Here is a 22,554-nt window from a genome sequence, read left to right on the forward strand (position 1 = left end):
ATCATTTTTAAACAGTTTCTTAAATTTTACTAAAAAAGGCACCATAAAGGCGGTCTTTGGCATTGCTAAAAACACGTATATTATAAATTTTAACTAATGAAAATCAACAATCTGGCTAGGTTCATCGTTCTCTGTTCTGTTTTATTAACTTCCCTTACTGCCTGTGCCCAAGATCATAGAAAAAATACATCGAGATTACACCATATTAACGATGCCATTTTAAATACTGTGCTGTTAAACAATTACAAGCAAATTGTGCCTATTGTAGGCTTAAGCAACCGCAAAATGGCTACGGTAAATTTAGGCTTTAAATATCAGTTGGCTTTTGATAGTTTGTTGAATAAATACGCAGAATTAACCCCCGTAGATGGCTTAAAGTATGCAGATTCGACCTCTTTAAACGATTTGGAAGACGATTTGAAGTTTTACAATACCATTGTGGTGGCTTTAAACGGAGATTTGGCCAGAACCGGAAAGGCAGTAAGTTTTATACAGAACCTTTCTAGAAATAAGCAGGTAATAGTGGCGCTTTTTGCAGAAGGGGCTACTTTGCAAAATTTCGACCAAGTGAATGCTCCCATAGTTTGGTGCCCTAACTTAGATGAAGAAGCAGCAATGGTGGTGCCACAAATTATTTTTGGGGGTATAGCTGCCACACAAAAGCTACCGGCCCATTTTTCTACAAAGTATTTGGCCAATTCGGGTTACGATACTAAAAAAATACGTTTAAAATATACCGTGCCAGAAGATGCAGGCGTAAATAGCAACGACCTTAGCGAAATTGATGAAATTGTGCAGGAAGGGATTGTTAAAAAAGCCGCACCCGGAATGGTAGTCTTGGTTGCCAAAGATGGAAAGGTCATCTATAATAAAGCTTTTGGCTATCATACCTACGATAATTTACAGGCAGACAAGGTTACGGATATTTTCGATTTAGCATCGGTAACCAAAACAACGGCTACAACGCCTAGTGTAATGCGTTTAGTTGAACAAAACAAGCTCCAGCTCGATACCAATGTGGGCTACTATATTGCCAAAGCCAGAAATACGCCCATGAACGAAATTAGCGTGAGGGAAGTAATGTTGCATCAAGCCGGTTTCATTCCTTATATCCCGTTCCATAATTTTATAAAAGAAGGCGATTATAGTAGAGATTCTTCTGCGGCCTATCCTACAAAGGTGGCCGATAATTATTATATCAGAAAGGGTTTCTTCAATGATTTTATGTGGCCAAAAATGTTGAATTCGCCAATAAAAACTAGAGGAAAATACGTGTATAGCGATATAAGCATGTATGTGATGCAAGACATTGTAGAACATATTGCCGAAATGCCCGAAGACCAATATGTACAGCAAAATTTTTATGGCCCGCTTGGAATGCAAACCACTGGTTTTTTACCAAGAAACAGGTTCCCGAAAAGTAGAATTGTACCCACAGAAGACGATAAGGTTTTTAGAAAAACATTGCTGGAAGGATATGTGCACGACCAAGGAGCTGCTTTAAAAGGTGGTGTTGCCGGGCATGCAGGTTTATTTGGTACCGCTAACGATTTAGCTATTTATAACCAAATGCTGTTAAATAAAGGTACATACGGTGGCGAACAATATTTTACACCACAAACAGTAGAAATGTTTACATCCAAACAATCTGATGTAAGTAGAAGAGGCTTGGGCTTTGATAGGTGGGATCCAGATTTGACAAAGAAATATCCTTCTGAGTTTGCCTCGCCTCAAACTTTTGGGCATACCGGTTATACCGGGATTGGTGTTTGGACAGATCCATCGCGTAACATGGTTTATGTGATCTTAACGAACAGGGTAAACCCAACGGTGAGCGAAATGCTAGGCAAGTTGAACATACGCCCACGCATACAAGACGTGGTTAACAAAGCAATTGATAAAGGGAAAAGGTAAAGGCGGTTTTAAACTTTGACAATCCTCTATCCAATTTGCTATAAACCTAAGTTCGATTATTAAATACGCTAAAACAAGCCGTTAAAGCTAGTCCCGAATTAATTTCGGGAGACGGAGTAAATTTAGCGTCACCTCCGATACTCGGAGCAAGCGCTGAATTTATTTTGCTTCGCAGCTACTTCGTGGTCAGGGTAAGTGTTACAAATACGCTATCAGCGTATTAATAATCAATACAATAACAATCGAATTCAGGTTATAAGGGTTTTTAAAAGTTCTTAAGCCTTCAAAAACGCTATTAGTTTTTGTATGTACAGCCCTTTGGCTAATGCGGCTTTTTATTTCGGCAAAGATAATATTATAGCCATCTGGCCAAAAAATGAGGTTGTAAATCATTAAAAACCAAAATAGCCCCGAAATTTTCGGGGCTATTTTAGTATAGCGTTAAATAGCTATAAATTAGTTATACATCTCTGTTCTTAATTTTGCTACATCGCTATTGTTAATATACTCATCATAAGACATTAATTTATCTATAATGCCTTTTGGCGTAATTTCAATAATACGGTTAGCTACCGATTCTGTTAAAGCATGATCTCGTGAAGTAAACAAAATAGTGCCTTTAAAATCTTTCATGCCGTTGTTTAAGGCTGTAATCGATTCTAGGTCTAAGTGGTTGGTAGGCTCATCAAATAATAAAAGATTAGCTTGTTGTAACATCATTCTAGAAAACATACAGCGCATTTTTTCGCCCCCAGAAAGTACTTTTACATTTTTCAATACCTCTTCGCCAGAAAACAACATTCTACCCAAGAAACTACGTACAAATTGCTCATCTGCATCGGTACCCGAGTATTCGCGTAGCCAATCTACCAAGTTTTCATCTTTGTTAGCAAAAAACGCTGTATTATCGTTCGGAATATCAGCAATGCTAATGGTTACCCCAAATTTGAATTCTCCTTTATAGTCTTTATCGTTGCCGTTTAAAATTTCGTAGAAAGCAGCAGTAGCTAAACTATTTTGCGAAAGTACTGCAATTTTATCGCCTTTGTTTACCATGAAGTTAATGTCTTTGAACATCACTTCGCCATTAATGGTCTTGCTTAGTTTTTCTACCTGTAAAATTTGGTCGCCAGCTTCGCGAGCACCATTATTGTTAAACATAATAGCCGGATATTTACGGCTAGAAGCTTTAATTTCAGAAATATCGATTTTATCTAAAGCCTTCTTACGGGAGGTTGCTTGCTTAGATTTAGAGGCATTGGCACTAAACCTGCGGATAAACTCTTGCAACTCCTTCACTTTGTCCTCCAGTTTCTTGTTTTGATCCGAGCGTTGTTTCAATGCTAATTGAGAACTCTCGTACCAGAAACTGTAGTTGCCCGTGTAGATGCTCATTTTGCTAAAATCAATATCTACTATGTGCGTACAAACCGCATCTAAAAAGTGCCTATCGTGACTTACTACTAATACAATGTTTTGGTAATCGGCCAAGAAATTTTCTAACCAAGCAATGGTATCAATATCCAAATCGTTGGTAGGCTCATCCAGCAATAAAATATCAGGATTGCCAAATAAAGCTTGCGCCAATAACACGCGTACTTTTTGGTTGCCATCTAATTCTTTTAATAACTTATGGTGAAATTCTTCTTTAATACCAAGATTACTTAACATCGTAGCTGCATTGCTTTCCATGTTCCAGCCATCCATTTCGGCAAAAATATTTTCTAATTCTCCAGCACGTTCGCCATCTTTCTCAGAGAAATCCTCTTTTAAGTAAATGGCGTCTTTCTCCTTCATGATGTCGTACAATTGCTGGTGTCCCATCATTACGGTTTCGATTACTGGAAATTCATCAAACTCGTAGTGGTTTTGTTTAAGCACGGCCATGCGTTCGCCAGGCGTAAAAGCCACCGAACCGCTGGTTTGCTGTACATCGCCAGATAAGATTTTTAAGAAAGTAGATTTACCCGCACCGTTTGCGCCAATTACACCGTAACAGTTGCCGTGTGTGAATTTTAGGTTAACATCCTCAAATAATGTACGTTTTCCGTAACGTAACGATAGGTTTGAAACTGAAATCATGTTGCTGAAAATAAGCCGCAAAGGTACGGTTTTAAGTTGATAGTTTTATTTTTTTGCGCTATAGACCTAGTTTTAGAGAATTTCTATAGCACATAATGGGTTCGATTGTTATTAAGAAGTTATTTAAAATAAAGCTAAATGATTAACTTTGTTTTTTAATAATGTATCATGAAAGCAGTAGGGTTTAAAACTTCACTTCCAATAACATCACCTGATAGTTTTGTAGATTTTGAGCTTGATAAGCCATCTCCGAAAGGACATGAGCTGTTGATAAAGATTAGCGCTATAGCGGTAAATCCGGTAGATTATAAAATTAGGCAAAATTCGGCTAAAGATACCACGTTGGAGCTGCCTAAGATTATTGGTTGGGATGCTTGTGGGGTAGTAGAGGCTGTTGGCGAAAATGTAACTCTTTTTAAAGTTGGCGATGAAGTTTTTTATGCTGGCGACCTTAATAAACCAGGTTGTAATGCAGAGTTTCAGCTGGTTGATGAACGTATTGTAGGGAAGAAACCTAAAAACTTGAGCAATGAAGCTGCGGCAGCAATGCCCCTTACTTCGCTTACCGCTTGGGAAATTTTATTTGATAGGATTCGGATCAGTGCGGAAAAAGATAAAGGCAAAACCGTATTAATTATAGCTGGTGCTGGTGGAGTAGGTTCAGTGGCTATTCAGTTGGCCAAAAAAATAGCTGGGCTAAACGTGGTAGCCACAGCATCTAGGCCCCAAAGTATAGCTTGGTGTAGGCAAATGGGGGCAGATGTGGTGGTAAATCATCAAAATTTAATAGAAGAGGTTAGGAGTGCAGGTTTCGAGTACGTTGATTTTATACTCGATTTTGTAGATACCAATGGTTATTGGGATGCGATGGCCGAGCTGATAAAACCGCAAGGGCATATTGCTTCTATTACGGGTAGCGCTACACCCATTGCTTTAAACAAATTAAAAACTAAAAGCGCAAGTTTCTCGTGGGAGTTTATGTACACACGTTCCATATTTCAAACTGAGGACATGATACAGCAGCATTATATTTTAAATAAGATGGCTAATTTATTGGACGAGGGTATAATAAAACACACTTTAACGCAAACGTTGAATGGGCTTTCTGCCGAAACATTAAAATTAGCCCACGAGCAATTAGAAAGCGGCACTACTATTGGTAAATTAGCTATTAAATATTAGGGCTGTCCATTGCGCATTTGGTAGATTTAGGGCTAGGCTATGCTTAACAAATGCGAATAGATTTTAGGAAACATGGTTTTAGGCTAAAAGCACTATTGCTCCTAAGAGTAAATAGTAAAACAATATCTCTAAATTTTAAACCTGATTAAAACAAGTTTCTGATAATTTTTTCGGTAGTTAAACCTTCTGCTTCAGCTCTGTAATTACGTACAATTCTATGGCGCAAAATAGCTTCGGCAACAGCTTGCACATCTTCAATATCTGGGGCATACTTGCCAGAAACAGCAGCATGGCATTTGGCACCTAGTACCAAAAACTGCGAAGCTCTTGGGCCAGCGCCCCACGAAATAAAGTTGTTAATTTCTGCGGTAGCAAATTCGCTGTTTGGCCTAGTTTTAGCCACTAATTTTACAGCGTATTCCAGTACATTATCGGTAATAGGGATATCTCGTATTAATTTTTGAAAATATTGGATTTCGCTAGCGCTAATAATTTTATTTAATTGCGCAGTTTTATTGCTTGTCGTATTTTTTACAATTGTTAATTCATCCGCAAATGCTGGATAATTTAACGAAATATTAAACATAAAACGATCTAACTGTGCTTCGGGCAGAGGGTAGGTGCCTTCTTGCTCAATTGGGTTTTGTGTAGCCAATACAAAAAAGGGTTGGGGCAAACCGTGTGTAACGCCCGCTGCGGTCACTGCTTTTTCTTGCATGGCCTCTAGTAAAGCTGCCTGTGTTTTTGGCGGAGTACGGTTAATCTCATCGGCCAAAATAATGTTAGAAAATATAGGGCCTTTAATAAATTTAAAATGCCTGTCCTCTCCTAAAATTTCTGCTCCAATAATATCGCTGGGCATTAAATCTGGCGTAAATTGTATGCGATTAAAGTCGAGGTCTAGCACATTGGCAACTGTTTGTACCAACAAAGTTTTAGCCAAGCCGGGCACGCCCACTAATAAGCAGTGCCCATTACTAAAAATAGCAATGAGCACCGATTTTACAATTTCATCTTGTCCAATTACAACCTTTCCAATTTCGGCTTGTATATTTTTAAATGACTGATGCAGGGCATCAACGGCTTCTACCTCATTTTTAAACTGCATTGGCTGTTTACTATTTTTTAATCCAAAGTTTTAACTCATCGCAAGTTTCAAATTCCTCATCAACCCTAATATAGGTGGTTTCCTTACGTTTTTCAAACCATTCGCTCATTACCTTCGATTCTTTTTCGCGTTGCGCCTGATCTTTGAATTTAGGATAGTCTTGCTCTAAACTGGCTTTGTGTGGCGGTATTTTAGATTTTAAGAAAAATATTTTATAGCCTTCTTTGCCACTTTGTTGATCCTTGAAAGGAACCGCTTGAGAAATGCTGCCAACTTTCATGGTATCTACCACCACAAAAACAGATGGGTCTAGTTTTTCTACCGGTATAAACGTTGTTCTAGATGTTTGATTATCGGCATATAGCATCATTCCGCCGTTGTATTGGGTTTCTTTATTGTCAGAATATAGCGACGCGGCCGTGGCAAATGGCAATTTTTTAGTTAAAATATCTTGATAAACACTATCTGCCTTTAATTTTACGCGATCTAAGCTCTGCGGTGTATTTTGTGGGCGTATCAAAATATGTCTTACATGCGATTGTTCTCCTCTGCGCTCTATCACTTGAAGAATGTGGTAGCCATACTCGGTCTCAAATACTGGCGACATTTCGCCCGCTTTCAGTTTAAACGCCCAAGCTGTAAACTCTTTTACCATGGTCTGTCTGTCAATAAAACCATAATCGCCACCTTCAGAAGCCGAACCTGGATCTTCAGAGTATGATTTTGCTAAGAAACCAAAATCTTCACCACTTTTTACACGTAAACGAATAGCTTCCAGCTTATCATAAAATTTTTGTTTTTCGGCTTTAGTTAATTTTGGCTGTAAAACAATCTCACCAACTTCTACCTCGGCCCCAATATCTGGTAAGCTATCTTTAGGGTAGCTGTCAAAGTATTTTTTAACTTCTAATGGGGTTACGGTAGTATTTTCGGTAATTTTTGCCTGCATTTTTTGTGCAATCAAACCTTCTTTTACATCAGGGCGCATTTCATCTTTATATTGTAATAAAGATTTTTGTAAGAATTGTTCTAAACGTTCTTGGCCACCCATACGTTGTACTTGGTAGCGCATACGCTTGTCCAGTTCGTCATCTACTTGATTTTCTTCTACTACAATAGAATCGATTTCTGCCTGTTGTTTTAACAGTTTTTGCACCAACATTTGTTGTAAAAAATAGCATTTGGCTTTTGGATCGGCAGGATTACCTTGGTTTAGGTAAATTGCATATTGCTGGTTTAGGTCAGACAATAGGATAATATTACTGCCTACTACCGCCACTACTTTATCTAAATTTGGTTTAGGTTGCGCTTTAACATTCAAAAACAAACAAATTAAAATGCTTGCTATTGATAAAATTTTCTTCATTAGTATGCTGATTCTGTTGTAATAATGTGCAAAGTTAAAATTATTAAGCGTAGTAGCTAACATTATAGCTTTATTGCTTGGCCAATTTTTTTAACTCTGCATGGTTAATTTTTATCTTGTATTTAGATTTTAAAGTATTTATCCAGTCGGTCTCCAGCTGTTGCTGATAATCCCCAACAACTTGCCCCCTTACTTCTTCGAAATTTTTGCCCTCATATTTATTCGCGTTGTTAGCAAAATAGGTTTTTAACTGCTCATGGTCACTTTGTGCTTTATTCCATATTTTTTGCTCGCATACATTAAACATGAGCACACCTTCGCGGTATTCGTTCATGATATAGGCATATTCTTTAGCATTAGACAAAACTTTCTTTTGTGTTTTTAATACAGTTTCGTAACCTGCAATTTCTTCTTTGTATGATGTAACGGTATCTAAACCTAATGCTTTGGCTTCTGCAACCTTAAGTTTAAAATTTACGTACAAATCTAGATAGGCAGCCAAATCACTATAATCAAACTTAGCCTGCCCTATATGATTTTTCTGATATACCCACAAAAACTCTTCGCTTTTAATTGGTATGGTGTTTATTGTAGCTACATTTTGTGCAAGTAATGAGCTTACAGTAAAAGTAAAAAATAAAACTAAACAGGTTTTCTTCACTGAAGATGCGTTTATATGATTAATGGATAAAATTAACAATTTGAGGTGCTATAATAAGATATTTAACTAATTTTAACAGAAAATTTTTACTAAAATGAATAGCGACCAACTTATAACTAACGCAGAAGCTTTACGTTTATTTTTTAATGACGATGTTTATTTGGTTGGTGATAACGGGCTTGCAGAAGCTAAAACTAATAAAGAGCATTTACAAGGTTTAAATACAGCTGCAGACCAAGAACAGGGGCAGCCAGTTATTGCAGAAAGGACACCAAGCCCAGAGGCAACATTGCCTAAAGTAGAGGAGGTAGTTAGTACATACCATACCGCATTAAACTTTAAATATTTAGGGAAAAACGAGAAATCGATCCTCATTTTGGTAAACGATGCTCAAAACCCGGTGAGTAGCCCGCAAGGTACAGAATTATTGAGGAAGCTGGTGTTGTCTATCAACCTAAAAAATGCCGATTTTGCTTTGGTAAACTACGCTGCTTACCGTACGGCAACATTTGAGCAGTTGCAATTGTTTTTTCGATGTAAACTGGTACTCTCTTTCGGTGTATCGGCAAAGACATTAGGCTTGGCCGAACAAGCCCTGCATAAATTGAACTTATTTAACGAGGTTAAAATGATTTTTACACACAACCTTCACGATCTTGAAATTGACATTCCTGCGAAAAAGCAACTTTGGGCTACGCTAAAAAACTTATAATACGATGTTAAAAGAACTGGTGTTTGCCACCAATAACGCACATAAAACAGAAGAGGTAGCTAAAATATTAGCTCCAAATTATAAAGTACTCAACTTAAAAGACATTAATTGTTTGGTTGATATTCCCGAAACAGGAAATACGTTTGCAGAAAATGCTACGCTAAAAAGTACTTATGTCTTCGATAATTTTAAATTCGATTGTTTTGCCGACGACAGTGGGCTAGAAGTAGAGGCGTTAAATAATGAGCCAGGCATTTACTCTGCAAGGTATAGTGGCGTAAAAGATGATGCTGTGAATTTAAAATTGTTACTTAAGAAGATGGAAGGCCAAACCAACCGTAACGCTAGATTTAGAACGGTAATCTCGCTATTGCAAAACGGCGAAAATTATTTGTTTGAGGGTACCATTGAAGGAACAATCAGAACAAAGCCAAGCGGTACAAATGGTTTTGGGTACGATCCGGTTTTTCAGCCTAACGGCTACGAAATTACTTTTGCCGAAATGGATATGGACGAGAAAAATAAAATTAGTCACCGAGCTTTGGCCATGCAAAAACTAATAACCTTTTTGAAATAATACCCGAACCAATTGATGGATTTTATGGTAAAACAGAGCGCCCCGAGAAATTTCTCGGGGCGCTCTGTTTTTTAAACTCCTAATTGTTATGGATTAAACGCTAACGAAACATAATACATTGCACCAACTTCTGGGTTACCATAAGAAGTGATATAGTATTTGTTCAAGATGTTTGAACCACCAATTTTGAGCACTGAATTAACTGAAGGCATTTTTAAATTCACTTGTGCATCTACAGTTCCAAATGCTGGCACTTCGCCACCTGCAAATGAAGAGAACCAAGTAAATTTGTCTTGCCAACGATAGTTTACATTAAAACCTATGTTTTTAACAATTTCGCGGTTGCTGATACCTAAGTTATAGCGTACTGTTGGTGTATTGAAATCGTTGTGATAATCTGTTGGTAAATCGTTTAGTTTGTTGTAAGACACGTTACCAGAGAAGGTATATTTACCCCTAACATAATCTAAACCAAATGCACCACCATAGGTAGTAACTTTACCTGTAGCATTTACAGGCACACCAAATTTAACAAAATCTGGAGAAAGGGCCGTTCCTGCGTTCTTATTCTGATAGACGCTTACCGCTGTAATGAAATCTTTATATTCGTTATAGAAGCCATAAACATCAATTAAAAAATTAGATCCTAACAAACCTTTGTAACCCAATTCATAAGCTGTTACGCTTTCTGGGCGAACCCCTTTCGGATCGAAATTATATGCAATTGGCGCATTAGTAGAACCTGCTACTAAAGCTCTATAGCTTGCCTCAGTAATAGGTTTGTTAGTTAATAACTTATATTTATCCAAGAAAGAAGGCAAACCTCCAATTAGACGTTGACTACCTCCTCCAACTGATAAATCAATGTATTGGTTTTGAGTAGTTGGATTACGGAAGCCTGTCTGGAATGAAGCACGAATATTTGAATTTTTAGCAACTGTCCAAACTCCTGTTACACGAGGTGTAAAACGACCCTCAAAATTTTGGCTTTTATCATAACGACCAGCTACCGTTAATTTAAACTTCTCTCCAAATTTACGACCCAACTGACCAAAAGCAGCATATTCATCAATATCAATCTCTCTAGTTAAATCATCAAAAATTGTACCTCCAGAATTTAAGTCGAACCTCCGAGCAGAAGCACCAACTTGAAACTCTACTGCATTGTTAAATAATTTTGAAAGATTATACATCCCCTCATAATGATAAAGGTTCGATTTATCATTAAACTTAGCACCATAAACACCAGCAGCCATATTAGTTTGACTGATATAGGTGTTTTTAACCTGATTTGCAAAATTTTGGAAAGCTGTAGCTTGATTTGGGTTATTCGGATCTAGTCTACCTGCATCAGCAATCGAACGAGCATAAGCATGAGCTTCTTCATTTGAAAGTCCATTTTGAGCTCTAGCACCAAAATAATTTCCTACATATTGAGGAAACCAATCAGTAGATTTTTTTGTTTTCTCATTGATGTAACTACCTAAAATAGAAGAAATATAAGAATCTCCTGAGCGCTCTTGAGTTGTATATCCTCTAATATAAAAATCTTCTCCTTTTAACTCCAATTTATATAAGCCAATATTAAAGTTTCTTAGAGAATATCTATCAGACCCAGTATAAACTGATGTTCCTGTACCCCAATTAGCCTGAGCCGACAACTGTATTGTTGGCGTAAAATTATAATACAAACCTCCAGACATTTTTAATGACTTGGTATCATAATCTACTAAATTAATCTCGTCATAACCAGTTCTAGATACATTTTGGTTTGGAATTACGCCTGTTCTTAAACCAAAATTAAAGGGAATCAAATTTTGAATAGTTGGACGTAACCCGGCAGGAAAAGCTCCAAGATAGTTTGCTATGTCTGTTTGACTTGCATTAAGAGGTAAATTAGCTGTCATATGAGCTACTATATCAGGAATTGTACCACTCGAAGCCTTAGCGACACCATCTCTAGTTGCATTTTGAACTGAATTAGCAACCGCTCTCATATTCTGACTTACCTCATCGCCATAAACGTTTACGCCATCATAGTTTGGATCAGACTGGCGAGTACCCGATTTAGGACTATTAGTAGTTCTATCGAAGTTAGATCGATTAGTACCAAACCAGTCTTTAGCTTGTAAGTATGAAAAGGCAAATTTAGCTCCGAACTTATTGTTCCAAGATTTTGCCATACGCATATCAAATTGCTTAAACTCTTGTGGGTTTATTTGTTTACCATTTGCTAGTATAGTATTATCATTCACATGGTTTAAACCTGTTTTCAATTGAAAGCTAACACCTTGGTATTTAAACGGATCTTTAGAAGTCATTAATAAAGTACCGCTGATACCACCTGCACCGTACAATGCTGAGGAAGCACCTGGCAAAAGCTCTACATTATCTACGTCTAGCTCTGTAATACCTACAATGTTACCTACAGAAAAGTTCAAACCTGGCGCTTGGTTGTCCATTCCATCGATTAACTGATTAAAACGGGTATTGCCATTGGCGTTAAAACCACGAGTGTTGTATGATCTAAAAGTTAAACTTTGTGTGCTCATTTCCACCCCTTTAATATTCTGGATAGCATCATAGAATGAAGGAGCAGCAGCTTCTTTAATCTGTGCTTGTCCCATACGTTCAATAGTTACCGGCGATTCTAAAATACGCTCTGGTGTTCTCGAAGCAGAAACCACCACCTCTTGACCTAAGATGGCTCCAGATTCTAGTTCGAAGCTAAGATTCGACGCAGCCCCTGTAATTTGTCTTTCTACCGTATTAAAACCTACAAACGTTACAGAAAGTGTAAAGGGTGGCTTTTCGGTGGTTGAAAAAGAGAATTTACCATTTTGGTCGGTAGAAGAACCTATTGTTTTCCCTTTCACTGTTACGCTTACTCCTGGAATTGGTTCTTTGGTTAGCTTATCGGTTACGGTACCGCTAACCACAATACTTTGCGCATTGGCCACAAACCCTGTCCACAGCAAAACGCAAAGCACAAGAAATGCTTTAGTAATAGTTTTTTTCATACATTCTGTAGTTTATATTGTTTATTTTAACATAAACTTAGTACAATTTTTAAAACTTACAAATAAAAAATTATGCACGCATAGTATTTTTTGAAAATAAAAGTTAGATTTAGCTTAATAATTATTTAATAATTAAATTGCCTGCTAATTTTCGAAGTTTATTTCGAGGCATAGAAACAACTAATTAACCAAATGAACAGAGTTAAAGCATTAATTTGCATTGTAATTCCTATACTATTGGGGTACACCTTAAATACTAAATTTGGCGATCTTCCTCCAATATTAAAATTTCTAAATCCTTTTACGGGGTTTTGGCAAAACGCAGAAAATACATCGCCTGTTAAAAACAAAAAAATAATATTGAAAAACGCTCAAGATAAAATCGAGGTTTTATTTGATGACCGTATGATTCCGCATGTGTTTGCACAGAATGATCATGATATGTATTATGCGCAAGGTTATGTAACAGCCATGCACCGCCTTTGGCAAATGGATTTTCAAACTCGTTTTGCTGCCGGAAGAATTTCTGAAGTAGTTGGCGATAAAGCGATTGAAGTGGATAAATACCAACGTAGGATGGGGATGATGTATGGCGCAGAAAATTCATTGCAAGGAATGATGGCAGATACTCAATCTAGAGAGATGTTATTGGCTTACACGCAAGGTATCAATGATTACATCGAATCGTTAGACAAGCGTAAGTTGCCTGTAGAATATAAGTTATTGAATTTTATACCTGAGAAGTGGACACCAACTAAATGTGCATTGCTTCTTAAACAAATGTCGGCAGTTTTGGCCATGGGTTCTGATGAATTTTATATGACCAATATTCTCCAAAAATATGGCCCAGCTATCACGAAAGACTTGTTTCCAGATTATCCGTTTAAGGAAGATCCTATTATTCCAGTAGGTACTAAATGGGATTTTAAACCACTGCCTATTCCTCCAACGCCAAAATCATTTACCGAGATGATGACTACCGAAATTGCAACCAAACAAAAGGTTGAAGGTATTGGGAGTAATAACTGGGCGGTGTCTGGCGTAAAAACAGCCTCGGGCTTTCCTGTCTTAGCCAATGATCCGCATTTAGACTTGAGTTTGCCATCTATTTGGTACCAGATACAGCTACATGCCCCAGGCATCAATACCTATGGCGTTTCTCTTCCGGGCGCACCCGGAGTGATTATTGGTTTTAACCAAAACATTGCTTGGGGGGTAACTAATGTGGCAGCTGATGTGTTAGATTTCTATCAAATTAAATTTAAGGACAACAAGCACAAAGAGTATTGGTATAATAATAAATGGAATGCCACTAAACCGAGGTATGAAATGATAAAAATTAAAGAGGCAAAAGACATCATAGATACGGTGTATTACACACATCATGGACCAATTGTTTATTTCCAAAAACCAAATTACAGCAGGGCCAACAACGTGCCTACGGGGCATGCCCTCCGTTGGATAGCCCACGACAAATCAAATGAAATGAAAACTTTTTATTTGATGAACAGAGCGAAAAATTACGATGATTATCGCAAAGCTTTACCATACTTCACTGCGCCAGCACAAAATTTCATCTTTGCCAGCGCAGATAACGATATCGCCATTACGCCTAACGGAAAATTTCCGTTGAAGTGGAAAAACCAAGGTAAATTTATTCTTGACGGCACTGATCCAAGCAACGATTGGCAAGGTTGGATACCAGCATCGCAAAACCCAACAGTTAAAAACCCACCACGTAACTTTGTAAGCTCGGCAAATCAATCTTCTACAGATACTACTTATCCTTATTATATTAACTGGGAATTTTCTCCTTACGAAAGAGGTAAACGGATTAACGATAGACTAGCTGCAATGACAAATATCACAGCAGATAGTATGCGTAACCTGCAAATGGATTCGTACAGTATTATGGCCGAAAACCTAATACCTTACATTTTACCATTGGTTAATAGTGCAGAATTAAACGCTACACAGAAAGAATCATATAATTTAATCACAAAGTGGAATAAATACTTTGATGCGAAATCTGTTGCAGCAAGTGTTTTTGATCTTTGGACGAAACGCTTATCTACAGAAATATGGGATGACGATTTTGGAGACAAAGACATTCCAATGCGCTACCCGTCTAGAGATCGTACCATTGAGTTGATACAGAAAGACCCTAATTCAAAATGGTTCGATAATGTGAAAACCTCAAAAAAAGAAAGCTTAGCAGACTTAGTTAATTCTTCTTTCAAATATGCTTGCGATAGTTTGGAACGCAAATACGGACCAATTGGAGAAGAATGGCAATGGGGTAATTTTAAAAATTCCAATGTTCCACATTTAGCAAAAATTCCAGGTTTTGGATCAAAAAAACTGCTAATTGGTGGGTCTAAAAGCACGGTAAATGCCTTGTCGCAAAGTAATGGGCCATCATGGCGAATGGTAATTGAACTTGGTAAAACACCAAAAGGTCATGGTGTTTATCCGGGAGGACAGTCGGGAAATCCCGGAAGTCCATTTTATGACAATATGATTGACACTTGGGCAGCAGGCAAACTGTACGATTTGTTCTTCATGCAATCTCCAGACGATAAAGGAGGAAAAATTATCTCTCACTATAAAATTTCAAAACAATAGACAATGGTTTTCATCGTTATACTTATTCTATCTTTTATACTGCAAAGTTTCTTCCCGTGGTGGGCGGTTATTGTAGTTTCTTTCGCTACTTGTGGCATTATTGGCAAAACGGATAAAATATCCTTTTGGCAACCATTTTTTGCTATTCTTATTTTATGGACTGGCATGGCTTTGTACAAAAGCTTTCCAAATAATCATATCTTAGCTAACCGCGTAGCCGAAATGTTTGGCTTAAAAGTATGGCCAGCAATTTTAGCAGTTAGTACGCTAATTGGTGGTTTAGTTGCAGGTATTAGCGGCTTGTGTGGCTACCATTTCAGAAAAGCAACCATTAAGTCGAAAGCAAAAGCTTAATAGATAAAAAACTTCGTATTTTTGCCCAGTGAATATCAATACTGGGCAAATTTTTTCTATTAACAACGAGCAAGAGTTTAACGATCTTGCACTAAAAATATTTCTGTATCAAGCAGAAAATTGCGACATCTACCGGCAATATATATCGTATTTAAAAGTTACTCCTGCAGAAATTAAAAATTATAATGATATTCCTTTTCTGCCCATTAGTTTTTTTAAATCACATTCGGTTATTTCTAGCAATAAGCCTGTAGAAATTGCTTTTAGCAGCTCGGGAACTACTGGGCAAATTACTAGCAAACATTTGGTGCAAGACCTTTCTATTTACGAAAAGAGCTATAACAAAGCGTTTGAATTATTTTATGGCAAAGCCGATGATTATTGTGTTTTAGCACTACTGCCATCGTATTTAGAAAGAGAAGGCTCTTCTTTAATTTACATGGTTGATGATTTGCTGAAGCAAAGTGCGCATCCAAAAAGTGGCTATTTCTTGCATAATCATGAAGAACTTTATCAAACTTTAGGTGAACTAAAATCATCGAAGCAAAAAACCATTTTAATTGGAGTTACTTACGCCTTGCTCGATTTTACAGCGCAATATCAAATTGATTTTCCAGAACTAACTGTAATGGAAACAGGGGGTATGAAAGGCAAAAGAAAAGAAATGGTGCGTGCTGAGCTTCATCAATTGCTTTGTGCTGCATTTGGAGTAAAATCTATTCACAGCGAGTACGGAATGACTGAATTGCTCTCTCAGGGTTACTCTAAAGGAAATGGTGTTTTCGAATGTCCACCTTGGATGAAAATCTTGTTAAGAGATACCTCTGACCCATTAACTATTTTATCTACATCGCATACTACTGGTGGCATCAACGTAATTGATTTAGCCAATATCAACTCTTGTTCTTTTATAGCTACGCAAGACTTGGGCAAAATCTACGGAGAAAACCGATTTGAGATTATGGGTAGGTTTGATAATGCCGATGTAAGAGGGTGCAATTTATTAGTACAGTAGATTATTTTTTTAACCGATGATCAAACGAGAACGGTCGTTGAGAAATTAACTTAATTCTTGCCGCATCCGTATGCGAAGGATTTAAAACGTAATTGCTTTCTTCTTCTACCAAAACAGAAGGAACTTCCATTAAGAGATATTTTCCTTCATCAATAAATCTTTTGCACAATTTTGCAAGCGCAGGTTTATTTTCATCGCTTTTCCAATCAGTGGGCAATAACTCTAAGCTTACTTTGTAAATCTTGTCATCTGGTACCTCGAATACAGCGATGGCATAATTTCTATCTAAATCTTGGGGCCTTAAATGCACCAGTAATTCCATTAGGGCCATTGCTCTGCTCGAAGCAAAATAAACTACAGCAGTGCCTTTTTCGTTCCAACGGCCGCCATAAAGCTTAGCACCGGTACCACTAATATCACCTGCATATTGAGGCGATGAAACACGATATACTAACATTAACTGTAAACCCCGTGCTCTATCCTGCCTAAAACATCTAGCACCATGGTAAAACCTATACTGGTATCTAGAAGTGTTAAAGGAACTTGATTTTTTAAAGAATAATTAGAATTGCGCAACCACCTATTAAAAGCCTCATGGCTTCCCAAAACTTCGGCACCACGTTCGTAGAGCTTGGCAAGTTCAATTGCCCTATCAGCATGTTCGGTTTTAATTAAAGTACTAGGCGTATAACGTTGTAATGTACGTTCACTAATATGAAGTATATCTGCGAGTTCTTCTATGGTTAAAGAAAGTTTTTTTGCCAATGCCAATAGGTTTTTTTTAGCAATGCCTTTACGGGCTACGTTTACCAGGTCGTAATCAGAAGGATGATCGAATTTACCTCCCATTATTACATTGAGTGGGGTATGTACAACAGGCAAGCTATAAACTGCCGCTGGCTCTTCTAGTTTTGAAAATTCATCATTCTTTTTTTTCATATCAGACAATTATACACAAAAATATACATTTTGTCTGTAATAGCAAAAAAATACCGCAAATATTTGCGGCATCCTATTAAAGGAAAAATGGTTTTTACTCTACTATAATCAAAAAGTAGTTTTTCTTGCCTTTTTGAACTACCAAGAACTCGTTGTTTATCAGGTTTTCAGTAGAGAAAGTAGTGTTTAAGTCAGCTACTTTGTTTTTGTTGATACTTAAACCGCCACCTTGTACTGTTTTCTTTACTTCGCCTTTTGAAGGGAAAATGGTTGTTTTTTCTGCCAATAAAGAAGGAGTGTCAATGCCCACGGCTAAATCGTCTTTTGAGATTTTAAACTGCGGAATACCTTCAAAAATATCCAAAACTTCTGCCGAGCTAAGTCCGTTTAAAAATTCTAAAGAACCATTGCCAAACAAAAATTCAGAGGTTTTAATGGCGGTTTCCAAAGCTTCTGCCGAGTGTGTTCTAACAGTAATATCTTCGGCTAATGCTTTTTGCAAAATACGCAAGTGTGGTGCTTCATTGTGCTGTGCTTCTAAAGCTTCCAATTCTTCTTTTCCTTTTAGCGTAAAAATTCTAATCCAGGATTTTACGTCGCTATCCGATGAATTTAACCAGAACTGATAGTATTTATAAGGCGAAGTTTTTGCTGGATCTAGCCAAATTGCTCCACTTTCCGTTTTGCCAAATTTAGTTCCATCTGCTTTTTTAATTAGCTGTGTAGTTAAAGCATAAGCTGTACCTTGGTCTTTTTTTCTGATCAACTCTGTGCCAGTAACAATATTACCCCATTGGTCAGAGCCACCCATTTGCAAAACGCAATTATGATGTTTCCACAAATAATAAAAGTCGTAACCCTGAATTAATTGATAGCTAAATTCGGTGAAAGAAAGTCCGTTATCTCCCTCCAAACGTTTTTTTACGCTGTCTTTGGCCATCATATAGTTTACCGTAATGTGCTTGCCTACTTCACGAATAAAATCTAGGAAATTGAAATTCTTAAACCAGTCGCCATTATTTACCATTACGGCACCGTTTCCGCCATCTTCAAAATTTAGAAATTTAGAAAGTTGCTTCTTCATTCCCGCTAGGTTATGCGCAACCATTTCTTCAGTTTGCAAATTGCGTTCGTCAGATTTTCCAGAAGGGTCTCCCACCATGCCCGTTGCACCGCCAACCAAAGCAACAGGCTTGTGTCCTGCTCTTTGAAAATGGATCAAGGTCATGATTTGAGTAAGATGACCTACATGCAAAGAATCGGCAGTTGGATCAAAACCGATATAACCAGCACACATACCTTCATTCAGTTTCTGTTCAGTGTCGGGCATAATATCGTGTAACATACCTCTCCAACGTAATTCTTCTACAAAATTTTTCATCTGTTTAATTTATTTTATTGATAATAATCAAGTTTTTTCATTCCCTTTTGGGCTTTAAAAATCATGATGGTATCATCATTAGCGATTTTAGGGCAAAGATAACTTTTAGTTTTTTGGTTTTTCAGTTTTTTAGAAATCCTTCACTCACCAACGAAACAACCAATCAACTAACAATGTATATAGCTATATTTACAGATATGAACTTCCTTTCTCATTTTTACTTTGACAGAAATACACCGAACGTTAATATTGTTTTAGGTACTGTTTTACCCGATCTTTTGAAAAATGCGAACAAAAGCTGGAATGTCCATCCAGAAAAACATCCAGAACTTTTTGATAAGGTAGGTTTAGGTGACTTGTTGCAAGGTTGGAAAAGGCACTTGCATGTAGATCTTTTGTTTCACTCCTCAGCTTTCTTTAGCGAGAAAACGCAAGAATTGAAGCGGTTGCTTGTTCCAATATTGAAGGATAGCCCAGTGCGCCCCTCTTTTTTAGCACATATTGGGGTGGAATTGCTTTTAGACCATTTGCTCATTGAGCAGCAAAAAATAGTTATCACTTCATTTTATGATAACTTGGAGGCTGTAGCAGAGGATGATCTGATCGGTTTTCTCCACAGTTGCAAAATTGACGACACTCCGCTTTTCTTCAAATTTTTTAATAGTTTTAAATCTAGCCGCTACTTGTTGAGTTATCAAAAGCTTGATAATATAGGTTATGCTTTACAGCGTATTTGTATGCGTGTTTGGGAACATCCTTTTAGCGAAAAAAATATTTATGATTTGAATGTTGTACTAGAATTTTATAAAAACAAATTACAAGTAGATTTTATGGTTATATTTGAAGAGATTGAAAATCGGTTAATATAAACCATGCGTAAACGTTATCTAGTTGTCTTTTTATTTCTTTTTGTGGCTTCGGCAAGTGCACAAAGAAAATACAGTAACGAATTTTTAAATATTGGAGTAGGTTCTACTGCTTTTGGCTTGTCGGGTGCTGTGGTAGCTAACGTAAATGATGTTACTGCCGGTTACTGGAATCCTGCGGGTTTAGCCCGTTTGGAAACTTCGCAACAGGTAAGTTTTATGCACTCCGAATATTTTGCAGGCATTGCCAAATACGATTATGGTTCGTTTGCCACTTCGGTACAAGATAACACCGCGGTAATTGGGGCATCGGTTTTAAGGTTTGGGGTAGATGATATTCCCGATACTTCTGAGCTGATCGATGCCGATGGAAATATCAATTACGACAGGGTTAAGAAGTTTTCGGCAGCAGATTATGCCTTTATTTTTTCTTATGCTCGCAAAAAGGGCAAAAATGGTATTGGTTTAGGCGATGGTTTAAGTTATGGTGCTAACGTAAAAGTAATTCGACGTTTAGTAGGAGCGTATGGTAAATCTTGGGGATTTGGTTTAGATGCGGGGGTGCAATATCAAAAAGGAAAATGGAAGTTTGCCGCAGTTGGAAAAGATATTACTTCTACGTTTAACTCGTGGAGCTACAATGCCGATAAGCTTTCTACAGTTTATGCCACTACAGGTAACGATATACCGAAAAGCTCTACCGAAACTGCCATGCCTCGCATTGTTTTAGGAGCGGCTTATGGTACTCCATTGAACGAAAAGTTTAATGTTATGGCCGAAACCAACGTTAATTTAACTACCGACGGGAAAAGAAATGTGTTGATAGGTGCCGATCCGGTAAGTGCCGACCCAACTTTAGGAATTTCTTTTGACTTTAAGCAAACTGTTTTTTTGCGGGCCGGGGTAGGTAATATCCAAAAATCTACCGACTTTACTGGAAAACAAATTTATACTTACCAGCCTAATATGGGTGTGGGTATTAAAATCAAAAATTTTTCTTTAGACTATGCGCTAACCAATGTTGGTAATAGTGCTGATGCACTTTATAGTAACGTTTTCTCTATTAGGTTAGATTTTGAAAATAAATAGAGGTTGACGGAGTGGTTATAGGCTATGCACTAGTATTTAATGTTCTCATTCTATAACTCATTATGGCTGTTTTTCCCAGTTTACTGATAAGCTGATAGTTGGCAACGGCACCAACAGCAGCGCCAACCACAGGAAGTAGTTGTGCGAGTTTCGCCAAGTCTATGTAATCTCGGTATTCTTGCTGAAAAGTTTGCCAATCGAATTGGTCACCGCTTTCTGGAAGTAGTAGTAGTTTTTGGTCAAAATTTTCCATTTGCGCAAGGATTTTTTGGCCACCTTTTTTGCTGGAAAAAGCCAATTGAAATATGTGTAGGATGTATAAACGTTCTCTAAAATCGCTAGTGTTAAAGCCGTAAAGTGCAGCAATTTCGTAGAGTAGTTTTAGTTTAATGCCAATTAGTATCGGGAAATCGGCCATGCTCATTAAAAAACCACCTGCACCGGTAATACCGCCTTCGGCTGCGCCAGTTTTACAATAACTAGCGATCTTCGCTTTTACCAAAGCCTCTCTATGTATTAAGCTCATTTCTGCTGGGGGTAAATCAGTACTCGTAATTTCCGAGCCAAAAAGTACTGCTTTTACCATCTGCTTAATGGTTATGGTAATGGCATCATGCACTTTCTGCGGGATGTAACTGTTAATTTTACCTTGAACCTTTGTGGCCATGCTATTCATTAGCGATGGTTTTTTCATTACTTCCGCTTTCCAAAATTGGAGTTCTAAGGCTATCTGTTGTTGGTAATTGTGCATATGTGTAGTTTTAACAACTTAGAGGGCATAAAGTTGTGCGATGTTACGGGAAGAAGAAAATGGTAGAAAAGTCGTATTACGAAGTAATTTGTAATTTAGGTGTTAGCAAAAAAAAAGCCCCGCAATTGCGAGACTTTAAAAGATTTTATAAAAAGAATTATTTCTTTTCTTTAATGTAAGCTTCGTTCAAGCCTTTAATTACTTCATGGGTAACATCTAAGCTTTCATCAGCAAAAAGAATATCGCCCATGCCTTTTTGGTATTTTAAAACCATTTTATAGCCTTTGTCCTTCGCGTAGATTTTTAGATAATCGGCCACTTTATTGTAAAGTGCTTCTTGCTCTTTAGCTTGCTCATTTTGAAAAGCTGCACCAGCGTTTTGTTGGTAAGCTTGTAATTCTTGTTGTTTGCGGCCCAATCTTTCTTCGGTGGCAGCTCTTTGTTCTGCGGTCATGCTGTTGGCTTGCGATTGGTATTGTTGCATATCGCGTTGGAAAGCTTGTCCTTTAGCTTTAAGGTCTGCATCGGCAGCTTTTCCTTTGGCTTCCATTTTGGTTTTAAGCACTTTAAAATATTCGTATTGGTTTAAAAGTGAATCCGAATCTACGAAAACGATTTTATCCTTGTTTGCATCTAAGGTTACAGCTGGTTTTGCTGCCGTACTTTCTGTTTTTGTCTCTTTATTTCCGCAAGCGCTCATTACCGATACGATGGCAATTGCAGTAGCTAATCCGCTAAATTTTACTGTGTTTAGTGTCATTCTGTTGTTATAAATTTTAGCAAATATAAAAATCAAATCCGACTATCCTAAAAGTCGTCTTTTAATAATGTGATTTAGGTGTTTTTATTGTTTAAATAGTTATCCACAATGCCCGTAAATCCATAAAAAATGGTTATTTTTGAATCTTAAAT

Annotated in this window: 19 protein-coding genes; 9 read left to right on the forward strand and 10 right to left on the reverse strand. The window is 37.4% G+C overall.

Going from position 1 to position 22,554, the window contains the following annotated elements; genetic code table 11:
- Window positions 1-96 precede the first annotated feature (96 nt).
- Window positions 97-1,914, forward strand: coding sequence for a serine hydrolase domain-containing protein (locus B3I52_RS06555; RefSeq protein WP_293299698.1), 1,818 nt, complete (start codon window positions 97-99; stop codon window positions 1,912-1,914).
- 456 nt (window positions 1,915-2,370) lie between these two features.
- On the opposite strand, the gene B3I52_RS06560 is transcribed toward B3I52_RS06555, so the two are convergent.
- Window positions 2,371-3,996: an ABC-F family ATP-binding cassette domain-containing protein gene (locus B3I52_RS06560; RefSeq protein ID WP_293299700.1), complete on the reverse strand. Its 1,626-nt coding sequence runs from the start codon at window positions 3,994-3,996 to the stop codon at window positions 2,371-2,373.
- A 168-nt stretch (window positions 3,997-4,164) separates the two neighbouring features.
- Between B3I52_RS06560 and B3I52_RS06565 the strand changes: the two genes are divergently transcribed.
- Complete coding sequence (locus tag B3I52_RS06565) at window positions 4,165-5,178, forward strand: zinc-binding alcohol dehydrogenase family protein (RefSeq protein WP_293299702.1); 1,014 nt, start codon at window positions 4,165-4,167, stop codon at window positions 5,176-5,178.
- A gap of 145 nt (window positions 5,179-5,323) precedes the next feature.
- On the opposite strand, the gene B3I52_RS06570 is transcribed toward B3I52_RS06565, so the two are convergent.
- From B3I52_RS06570 to B3I52_RS06580, 3 genes are all read right to left on the reverse strand, one after another.
- A complete protein-coding gene (locus B3I52_RS06570; RefSeq protein WP_293299704.1) occupies window positions 5,324-6,286 on the reverse strand; it encodes an AAA family ATPase in 963 nt (320 codons plus the stop codon).
- A 10-nt stretch (window positions 6,287-6,296) separates the two neighbouring features.
- The gene (locus B3I52_RS06575; protein WP_293299706.1) at window positions 6,297-7,652 is read right to left on the reverse strand and encodes a peptidylprolyl isomerase; all 1,356 of its coding nucleotides are present in this window, start codon (window positions 7,650-7,652) and stop codon (window positions 6,297-6,299) included.
- Window positions 7,653-7,722: 70 nt separating this feature from the next.
- A complete protein-coding gene (locus B3I52_RS06580; protein ID WP_293299708.1) occupies window positions 7,723-8,313 on the reverse strand; it encodes a hypothetical protein in 591 nt (196 codons plus the stop codon).
- A 94-nt stretch (window positions 8,314-8,407) separates the two neighbouring features.
- Here B3I52_RS06580 and B3I52_RS06585 point away from each other — a divergent pair, with 94 nt between their 5' ends.
- Both B3I52_RS06585 and rdgB read left to right on the forward strand, forming a co-directional pair.
- A complete protein-coding gene (locus B3I52_RS06585) occupies window positions 8,408-9,025 on the forward strand; it encodes a hypothetical protein (protein ID WP_293299710.1) in 618 nt (205 codons plus the stop codon).
- Between the two features lie 4 nt (window positions 9,026-9,029).
- On the forward strand, window positions 9,030-9,602 hold the full coding sequence (gene rdgB, locus B3I52_RS06590; protein ID WP_293299711.1) for an RdgB/HAM1 family non-canonical purine NTP pyrophosphatase: 573 nt from the start codon (window positions 9,030-9,032) through the stop codon (window positions 9,600-9,602).
- Window positions 9,603-9,688: 86 nt separating this feature from the next.
- Here rdgB and B3I52_RS06595 read toward each other — a convergent pair whose 3' ends face one another.
- Complete coding sequence (locus B3I52_RS06595) at window positions 9,689-12,622, reverse strand: TonB-dependent receptor (RefSeq protein ID WP_293299712.1); 2,934 nt, start codon at window positions 12,620-12,622, stop codon at window positions 9,689-9,691.
- Between the two features lie 192 nt (window positions 12,623-12,814).
- Here B3I52_RS06595 and B3I52_RS06600 point away from each other — a divergent pair, with 192 nt between their 5' ends.
- Genes B3I52_RS06600 through B3I52_RS06610 form a run of 3 tightly spaced genes read left to right on the forward strand, consistent with a single transcriptional unit; the run spans window position 12,815 to window position 16,616 of the window.
- On the forward strand, window positions 12,815-15,247 hold the full coding sequence (locus tag B3I52_RS06600; protein ID WP_293299714.1) for a penicillin acylase family protein: 2,433 nt from the start codon (window positions 12,815-12,817) through the stop codon (window positions 15,245-15,247).
- Between the two features lie 3 nt (window positions 15,248-15,250).
- On the forward strand, window positions 15,251-15,601 hold the full coding sequence (locus tag B3I52_RS06605) for a hypothetical protein (RefSeq protein WP_293299716.1): 351 nt from the start codon (window positions 15,251-15,253) through the stop codon (window positions 15,599-15,601).
- 28 nt (window positions 15,602-15,629) lie between these two features.
- Entirely contained in the window at window positions 15,630-16,616 is a 987-nt protein-coding gene (locus B3I52_RS06610; protein ID WP_293299717.1) for an acyl transferase, read from the forward strand.
- 1 nt (window position 16,617) lies between these two features.
- On the opposite strand, the gene B3I52_RS06615 is transcribed toward B3I52_RS06610, so the two are convergent.
- The 3 genes from B3I52_RS06615 to tyrS all read right to left on the reverse strand — a co-directional run bounded on the left by B3I52_RS06615 (window position 16,618) and on the right by tyrS (window position 18,936).
- Window positions 16,618-17,073, reverse strand: a complete 456-nt coding sequence (locus B3I52_RS06615) for an RES family NAD+ phosphorylase (RefSeq protein ID WP_293299719.1) — start codon at window positions 17,071-17,073, stop codon at window positions 16,618-16,620.
- A complete protein-coding gene (gene parS / locus B3I52_RS06620; RefSeq protein WP_293299721.1) occupies window positions 17,073-17,555 on the reverse strand; it encodes a type II toxin-antitoxin system Xre/ParS family antitoxin in 483 nt (160 codons plus the stop codon). Before parS ends, B3I52_RS06615 begins: the two co-directional genes overlap by 1 nt.
- A gap of 94 nt (window positions 17,556-17,649) precedes the next feature.
- Window positions 17,650-18,936, reverse strand: a complete 1,287-nt coding sequence (gene tyrS, locus B3I52_RS06625; protein ID WP_293299723.1) for a tyrosine--tRNA ligase — start codon at window positions 18,934-18,936, stop codon at window positions 17,650-17,652.
- Window positions 18,937-19,109: 173 nt separating this feature from the next.
- On the opposite strand from tyrS, the gene B3I52_RS06630 reads away from it, so the two are divergent.
- Both B3I52_RS06630 and B3I52_RS06635 read left to right on the forward strand, forming a co-directional pair.
- Window positions 19,110-19,805: an ACP phosphodiesterase gene (locus B3I52_RS06630; RefSeq protein WP_293299725.1), complete on the forward strand. Its 696-nt coding sequence runs from the start codon at window positions 19,110-19,112 to the stop codon at window positions 19,803-19,805.
- Between the two features lie 3 nt (window positions 19,806-19,808).
- Window positions 19,809-20,891, forward strand: coding sequence for a hypothetical protein (locus B3I52_RS06635; RefSeq protein ID WP_293299727.1), 1,083 nt, complete (start codon window positions 19,809-19,811; stop codon window positions 20,889-20,891).
- A 22-nt stretch (window positions 20,892-20,913) separates the two neighbouring features.
- On the opposite strand, the gene B3I52_RS06640 is transcribed toward B3I52_RS06635, so the two are convergent.
- Together B3I52_RS06640 and B3I52_RS06645 are read right to left on the reverse strand one after the other, a co-directional pair.
- Window positions 20,914-21,642, reverse strand: coding sequence for an EcsC family protein (locus B3I52_RS06640; RefSeq protein WP_293299728.1), 729 nt, complete (start codon window positions 21,640-21,642; stop codon window positions 20,914-20,916).
- Window positions 21,643-21,799: 157 nt separating this feature from the next.
- Window positions 21,800-22,402 carry an OmpH family outer membrane protein gene (locus B3I52_RS06645; RefSeq protein ID WP_293299730.1) on the reverse strand — a complete coding sequence of 201 codons (603 nt, stop codon included), beginning with the start codon at window positions 22,400-22,402 and terminating at the stop codon, window positions 21,800-21,802.
- Window positions 22,403-22,554 lie beyond the last annotated feature (152 nt).

This window comes from Pedobacter sp. UBA4863, assembly GCF_002399615.1.
GTDB lineage: Bacteria > Bacteroidota > Bacteroidia > Sphingobacteriales > Sphingobacteriaceae > Pedobacter.

Bases quoted from the DNA above. Each gene is read 5' to 3' on its own strand.
- B3I52_RS06585 (WP_293299710.1), top strand. From the start codon at position 8,408: ATGAATAGCGACCAACTTATAACTAACGCAGAAGCTTTACGTTTATTT.
- B3I52_RS06640 (WP_293299728.1), bottom strand. From the start codon at position 21,642: ATGCACAATTACCAACAACAGATAGCCTTAGAACTCCAATTTTGGAAA.
- B3I52_RS06595 (WP_293299712.1), bottom strand. From the start codon at position 12,622: ATGAAAAAAACTATTACTAAAGCATTTCTTGTGCTTTGCGTTTTGCTG.
- B3I52_RS06635 (WP_293299727.1), top strand. From the start codon at position 19,809: ATGCGTAAACGTTATCTAGTTGTCTTTTTATTTCTTTTTGTGGCTTCG.
- B3I52_RS06570 (WP_293299704.1), bottom strand. From the start codon at position 6,286: ATGCAGTTTAAAAATGAGGTAGAAGCCGTTGATGCCCTGCATCAGTCA.
- B3I52_RS06645 (WP_293299730.1), bottom strand. From the start codon at position 22,402: ATGACACTAAACACAGTAAAATTTAGCGGATTAGCTACTGCAATTGCC.
- B3I52_RS06605 (WP_293299716.1), top strand. From the start codon at position 15,251: ATGGTTTTCATCGTTATACTTATTCTATCTTTTATACTGCAAAGTTTC.
- tyrS (WP_293299723.1), bottom strand. From the start codon at position 18,936: ATGAAAAATTTTGTAGAAGAATTACGTTGGAGAGGTATGTTACACGAT.
- B3I52_RS06575 (WP_293299706.1), bottom strand. From the start codon at position 7,652: ATGAAGAAAATTTTATCAATAGCAAGCATTTTAATTTGTTTGTTTTTG.
- B3I52_RS06615 (WP_293299719.1), bottom strand. From the start codon at position 17,073: ATGTTAGTATATCGTGTTTCATCGCCTCAATATGCAGGTGATATTAGT.
- B3I52_RS06555 (WP_293299698.1), top strand. From the start codon at position 97: ATGAAAATCAACAATCTGGCTAGGTTCATCGTTCTCTGTTCTGTTTTA.
- B3I52_RS06560 (WP_293299700.1), bottom strand. From the start codon at position 3,996: ATGATTTCAGTTTCAAACCTATCGTTACGTTACGGAAAACGTACATTA.
- parS (WP_293299721.1), bottom strand. From the start codon at position 17,555: ATGAAAAAAAAGAATGATGAATTTTCAAAACTAGAAGAGCCAGCGGCA.
- rdgB (WP_293299711.1), top strand. From the start codon at position 9,030: ATGTTAAAAGAACTGGTGTTTGCCACCAATAACGCACATAAAACAGAA.
- B3I52_RS06600 (WP_293299714.1), top strand. From the start codon at position 12,815: ATGAACAGAGTTAAAGCATTAATTTGCATTGTAATTCCTATACTATTG.
- B3I52_RS06565 (WP_293299702.1), top strand. From the start codon at position 4,165: ATGAAAGCAGTAGGGTTTAAAACTTCACTTCCAATAACATCACCTGAT.
- B3I52_RS06630 (WP_293299725.1), top strand. From the start codon at position 19,110: ATGTATATAGCTATATTTACAGATATGAACTTCCTTTCTCATTTTTAC.